This is a genomic window from Parasphingorhabdus sp., from assembly GCF_036964675.1.
Lineage (GTDB): Bacteria > Pseudomonadota > Alphaproteobacteria > Sphingomonadales > Sphingomonadaceae > Parasphingorhabdus.
In genome coordinates this window covers 4,974-8,831 of record NZ_JBALTF010000014.1, presented here as the reverse complement: position 1 = coordinate 8,831, position 3,858 = coordinate 4,974, and the positions used below count along the sequence as shown (strand labels likewise).

The following is a 3,858-nucleotide window of genomic DNA, read 5'->3' as shown; positions in this document are numbered from 1 at the left end:
GGCGCTTACTAAGGATGCTCGGCTGATGGCCATGGATTCCATGACGAGGCCTAATTTGAAAATAAAGATGATCGTTGAAAACGTATTTTCAGCAACGGACTGCTGCGCCTGATTGATTCCCATGGCTGGGGGTATTTGAGGGCTGCCTAATTCAGGATCCGCGGTCATGTATCGGCGTTGCGATCACGCGCGCCAAACGGGGAAGATGTCGGGGGATGATCGTGAATAAAAGTGCACAAAACCGGGATAGCAGGCTGTCCGGGAACAGTCCCGTCGCTATGGAGACCGTTATTTCAACTGATCTGGAAACGATATGGCTCAAAATCTGTGCAGGCTTGCGGCGTGATTTGGGTGCACAGATTTTCGGCCAGTGGATCAAGCCGATCAAACTCTCTGTTTTTGATTCGGACACGGGCATATTGCATCTGGAGCTCGCTTCGGAATTTGCTGCCACCTGGGTCCGTGATCGCTATGCCGACCGTCTGTTGCTCGCGTGGAAAGCCCATCATCCGGCGGTCAGAGATCTTGCTTTTCGGGCCCAGTCAGGGGCAGCCAAAATAGCTCAGATTTCGCAGGCCAATGGTGCGGCGGCACAGAGCAAGTACAACGCTGTTCCCGAAAGCAAATTCCGCCTGGACCTTGATCCGCGGATGACCTTTGACCAATTTATCGCTGGCCATTCGAATGTTCTCGCGCTCAATGCCGCTCAGCGCACGGCAGCAGCCGAAAAACCGCTTTTCAGCCCGCTCTATCTTCAATCCTCGACCGGTCAGGGCAAGACGCATTTGATGCACGCCATCGGTCATGCGTTTCGCGCAGAATTTCCTACCTCGACTATCATTTATATGTCGGCGGAACGGTTCATGATCGAATTCGTATCGGCCATGCGCCGCAACGAGGGAATGGAATTCAAGGCATCACTGCGCGAAGCCGATCTGCTGATGGTTGATGATATCCAGTTCATTGTTGGCAAAAATTCTACCCAGGAAGAATTCCTCCATACGGTCGATTCTCTGATCAGTCAGGGCAAACGCGTTGTCGTGGCCGCAGACCGTCCTCCGCAAGCGCTTGATGGTGTCGACCAGCGGTTGCTTTCCCGTCTGTCGATGGGGCTGGTTGCCGATATCCAGTCCGCTGGCCTTGAACTGCGCCGCGACATTCTCCAGCATCGCCTCGCCACCATGCCGCATCAGCATGTGTCGGAAGAGGTCGTCGATTTCCTCGCTCGCACGATCAGCCGCAATTTGCGCGAACTCGAGGGCGGCCTCAACAAGCTGCTGGCTTATGCCCAGCTGACCGGGCGCGAAATCAGCCCCGAACTGGCCGAAGAACAATTGTCCGATATATTGAGCGCCTGTCGCCGCCGGATCACGATCGATGAGATCCAGCGCACGGTGTGTGAATATTATCGGCTCGACCGGAACGAGATGTCATCCAAACGCCGCGCCCGCGCAGTCGCCCGACCACGCCAGGTAGCCATGTATCTGGCGAAGGTGATGACCCCGCGCAGCTATCCCGAAATTGGCCGGAAATTTGGTGGCCGTGACCACAGTACGGTTATCCACGCGGTCAAACTGGTCGAGCATTTGCGCGGCGAAGATAGCGAAATGGACAATGATGTCCGGATGCTCCTTCGCCAGCTTGAAAGCTGAAAACGACCGATCCTATTTTTTCTCGGGAGCGACCGAAATCCGCACCCGTTCGCCGCTGTTTCCCGGAAAGTCGGTGAACATGGCTTCGACCAGATTCGGTACAAGATAGGTCAGATTCTTCGACCGCGACAACGCCTCGGCCTTGCCTTCGAACAGGCGTTCGCCATCGACCGCACGGTCAATCTTCAATTCCAGTTCCGTGGTGTACACGGTAAAGCTGCGGACATCGCCATAGCCGGAAAAGCCCGAACCGCCGAACAGGAACGGATCATAAAAGCCATAGCGATACCGGTGGCTGCCATAATATCCTCCGAATCGGGCAGAGGGAAAAAACGGATCATAATCGGCGACCACTTTGTCCCGTCCCTTGTCGATATCATAATCCATGCTGACGATCAGCTCCGCCGCCGCAGGATCATCGCTGCGCCGATAGCCCAGATCGAGCATGCGCTGTTCCACCAGTGCTGCATATTGCCCAAACTCGAGCCCGCCGGACAGATCAGGATCAGCCGCAACAACGGCGAAGCTCTGGCCCGTGGTGTCAGGAAGCGCGACGAAACGCTGGACGTCCGCTCGAAACGGCGTGGCACAGGCGCTAAGAGTCAGAACGGCAAGCGGCGCGAACAGCGAAAGCGCTTTGCGATTGAAACCATGTTTGGCGAAAATTGTCATGTTTCTTCCTTAAGATTGCCCACCATCATGGCTGGCATGATAGAGAAGCCGGGCTGAACCAGCTTTGAACGACGACAGGTTGACGCCCTGCGACCGACCTGGACCCTTTCGGAACAACTGCACAAGGAAAAACGGGACCGTCAGCCGGTCTCTGGCACGATATGCCGACGCTCCGTCAGCCGAATCGGCTGAACCAGCGGCGAATCAGACGGCAATCGCCCAAAAGAAAACCCGCCACAATCGGACGGGTTTTTCTTTGCAGTTCTGGACGGCTGATTAAGCGGTTTGCAGCGCGGCAACCCGTTTTGTCAGACGGCTAAACTTCCGCGAAGCCGTATTCTTGTGATACAGGCCCTTGGTGACACCGCGTGCCAATTCAGGCTGTACGGCTTTAAGTGCTGCCGCTGCCACAGCTTTATCACCAGACTCAACCGCTGCATCCACAGCCTTGATCTTGGTCCGGATCTGGCTCAAGCGATTTTTGTTAATCGCGGTGCGACGCGTGTTGCGACGGATACGTTTTTTTGCTTGCGGCGTATTAGCCATGAAAAACCCTCAAAATCTGAAATTAAATGCCGGGACGTAATGTACCGCTTCCGGCTCAAGACGGCGGGCAATAGCGTGACTCCCGATTCTCGTCAATAGCTTAGTGAACCGCTTATTTTTGACATTGCGAACAGTAGAAGGTTGACCGTCCGCTATCGACTCGCCGCAGCACCGGCGCACCGCAATGACAGGTCTCCCCTTCCCGGCCATAGACCAGCCAGTCCTTGGCGAAATAGCCCAGTTCGCCACCCGGTTGCACGAAATCGCGCAGGGAAGACCCGCCGGCGGCAATGGCCGCGATCAGAACCTGCTTGATCGCCACAACAAGCCGCTCATAGCGGGGCTTCGAGATCGCGCCGCCCTTCAGGCTCGGCGATATGCCAGCCATGTGCAGCGCTTCACATACATAGATATTGCCGAGTCCCGCGACCGTGCGCTGGTCGAGCAGCAACTGCTTGATCGGGGCCTTGCGATCCTTGGTCGCGGCTTTCAGATAGCTACCAGTAAAATCGTCCCCCAGCGGCTCCGGCCCCATCAACACAAAAGGCTTATAGCTGCTAAGGTCCTCGGCGCGCACGATATCCAGCGATCCGAATCGGCGGGGATCATTGAGCACCATGCGGTGACCGGCTTCGGTCTCTATCAGCAGATGATCGTGTTTTTCCAGTTCCGCCGGATCGATTCGCCAGCGACCCGACATGCCAAGATGGAAAATCATTACATCGCCGCGATCGGTCTCGATCAGTCCGTATTTCGCGCGCCTGCCAAGCGAGGTCACCACCGCACCGGTCATCCGCTGCCGCAAATCGACTGGAATCGGCCAGCGCAGATCGGCGCGGCGCGGTTCGACCAGAGTGAGGCGCTGCCCTTCGAGCACCGGCCGCAAACCGGCGACGGTCGTTTCCACTTCGGGCAGCTCGGGCATGGCAGTCCTCATCCGTTACGGTCCAATGGGCAGCTACAGAGTGATTGCAGTGCTGCCAAGGCT

At 56.6% G+C, this 3,858-nt stretch carries 4 protein-coding genes; 1 reads left to right on the top strand and 3 read right to left on the bottom strand.

The genetic code is table 11. From position 1 onward, the window contains the following. Window positions 1-278 precede the first annotated feature (278 nt). Window positions 279-1,652, top strand: a complete 1,374-nt coding sequence (gene dnaA, locus V7665_RS04240; protein ID WP_442955173.1) for a chromosomal replication initiator protein DnaA — start codon at window positions 279-281, stop codon at window positions 1,650-1,652. A gap of 12 nt (window positions 1,653-1,664) precedes the next feature. On the opposite strand, the gene V7665_RS04235 is transcribed toward dnaA, so the two are convergent. The 3 genes from V7665_RS04235 to mutM form a co-directional block, all read right to left on the bottom strand. Further along, window positions 1,665-2,324: a DUF4136 domain-containing protein gene (locus V7665_RS04235; protein WP_335663292.1), complete on the bottom strand. Its 660-nt coding sequence runs from the start codon at window positions 2,322-2,324 to the stop codon at window positions 1,665-1,667. Window positions 2,325-2,600: 276 nt separating this feature from the next. Then, window positions 2,601-2,870, bottom strand: a complete 270-nt coding sequence (gene rpsT, locus V7665_RS04230; RefSeq protein ID WP_335663291.1) for a 30S ribosomal protein S20 — start codon at window positions 2,868-2,870, stop codon at window positions 2,601-2,603. Window positions 2,871-2,982: 112 nt separating this feature from the next. Beyond that, the gene (gene mutM, locus V7665_RS04225; RefSeq protein WP_335663290.1) at window positions 2,983-3,795 is read right to left on the bottom strand and encodes a bifunctional DNA-formamidopyrimidine glycosylase/DNA-(apurinic or apyrimidinic site) lyase; all 813 of its coding nucleotides are present in this window, start codon (window positions 3,793-3,795) and stop codon (window positions 2,983-2,985) included. Window positions 3,796-3,858 lie beyond the last annotated feature (63 nt).

Bases quoted from the DNA above. Each gene is read 5' to 3' on its own strand.
- dnaA (WP_442955173.1), top strand. From the start codon at position 279: ATGGAGACCGTTATTTCAACTGATCTGGAAACGATATGGCTCAAAATC.
- V7665_RS04235 (WP_335663292.1), bottom strand. From the start codon at position 2,324: ATGACAATTTTCGCCAAACATGGTTTCAATCGCAAAGCGCTTTCGCTG.
- mutM (WP_335663290.1), bottom strand. From the start codon at position 3,795: ATGCCCGAGCTGCCCGAAGTGGAAACGACCGTCGCCGGTTTGCGGCCG.
- rpsT (WP_335663291.1), bottom strand. From the start codon at position 2,870: ATGGCTAATACGCCGCAAGCAAAAAAACGTATCCGTCGCAACACGCGT.